The organism is Actinoplanes sp. NPDC051633 (assembly GCF_040681735.1).
Lineage (GTDB): Bacteria > Actinomycetota > Actinomycetes > Mycobacteriales > Micromonosporaceae > Actinoplanes.
Window position 1 is genome coordinate 1 of record NZ_JBFAZH010001536.1, and the last position, 1,521, is coordinate 1,521.

General features: G+C 73.8%; 2 protein-coding genes. Both read left to right on the forward strand.

The window, feature by feature from the left end; translation table 11 throughout:
* Positions 1-64: 64 nt before the first annotated feature.
* Positions 65-1,264, forward strand: coding sequence for an ROK family transcriptional regulator (locus tag AB0M20_RS42885; RefSeq protein WP_364307184.1), 1,200 nt, complete (start codon positions 65-67; stop codon positions 1,262-1,264).
* Positions 1,265-1,286: 22 nt separating this feature from the next.
* On the forward strand, positions 1,287-1,521 hold a 235-nt coding region (locus AB0M20_RS42890), incomplete at its 3' end, for a Gfo/Idh/MocA family oxidoreductase (RefSeq protein WP_364307186.1).

A 1,521-nucleotide genomic window follows, 5' to 3' on the forward strand; every position in this document is an offset into this window, starting at 1 on the left:
CCGGCATTAGTGGCCGGGCCGGGGCCTCTCACCCGCACCGACCGGCGGTGCATAGGCTACGAAGATGGACAAATGGGGTCGCAACCAGAACTCGGCCGGGCACCTGCTCTGGCTGGTGCGCACGGGTCGCGCCCGCACACGCGGCGAGCTGCAGAGCTACACGGGCCTCTCCCGCTCGACGATCACCCAGCGCCTCGACGTGCTGCGCGCGGCCGGTTATCTGCGGGCGTCCGGCGTCGAGGGATCCACCGGCGGGCGGCCGGCCGAGCTGCTGGAGCTCGACACCGCGCACGGCGTCGTACTCGTGGCCGACCTCGGCGGCAACCACGCCCGGGCCGCGGTCGTGGACCTCGGCGGCCAGGTGCTGGCCGAGGAGCACGAACCCATGAAGATCGCCACCGGTCCCGAGGCGGTGCTGGGCTGGATCGACGGCGCGTTCCGCCGTGTGCTGGCCGAGTCCGGGTGGGAGGCCGGCCGGGTCCGTGGCATCGGCGTCGGTGTGCCGGGCCCGGTGGAGTTCGACTCCGGCACGGTCACCCAGCCGCCGATCATGCCGGGCTGGGACGGCTACCCCATCGCCGAGCGGCTGGGTCGCACCTGGCACCGGCCGGTCCACGTGGACAACGACGCCAATCTCATGGCGCTCGCGGAGCAGACCGTCCACTATCCCGGCTGCCCGGCGCTCGTGCTGGTGAAGGTGGCGACCGGCATCAGCGCCGGCGTGGTCATCGAGGGGCAGGTCTACCGCGGCATCGACGGCGGCGCCGGCGACATCGGCCACATCCGGCTGCACGAGCACCGTGAGGCACGGTGCGAGTGCGGCCTCTACGGCTGCCTGGCCGCGGTGGCCAGCGGTCTCGCGCTGGCCCACCGGCTCACCGCAGCGGGCACGCCCACGTCGTCGGGAGCCGAGCTGGTCGAGCGGATCCGCTCGGGGCACGCGGAGGCGGTGCACCTGGCCCGGGAGGCGGGCAAGCTCGTCGGCGAAGTGCTGTCCACGGTGGTCTGCATGGTCAACCCCGCGGTCCTGGTGATCGCCGGCGACCTGGCCGACATCCACTTCGTCACCGGCGTGCGCGAGGTGCTCTACCAGAGCGCGCTGCCGCGCTCGACCCGCCACCTCGAGGTCAGCGCGAGCCGGCTGGGCGCCCGTTCGGCGGTGGTCGGCGGGTACGCGATGGTCGTCGAGCAGGTGTACGCCCCGGCCGCCGTGGATGCCGAACTGGCCCGGGTGATGCCCGCGGCAGAACCGGTGACCTGCTGATCTTGCCGTGCAGAATGCCGGTATGCAGTGCGATGCGCAGCCGGTCGAGGTGGGGCTGGTCGGTGCCGGACCGTGGGCCGCGACGATGCACGGGCCGGTGCTCGCCGGACCGCAGACCCGGCTCGCCGCCGTCTGGGCGCGCCGCCCCGAAGCCGCCGCGCAGCTCGCCGCGCGGCTGGACACGTACGCCGCGCGCTCGTACGAGGAACTGCTCGACCGGTGCGAAGCCGTCGCGTTCGCGGTGCCGCCGGACGTCC

What these genes read in the sequence shown, in the direction of transcription:
- AB0M20_RS42885 (WP_364307184.1), top strand. Translation starts at nt 65, where the DNA reads ATGGACAAATGGGGTCGCAACCAGAACTCGGCCGGGCACCTGCTCTGG.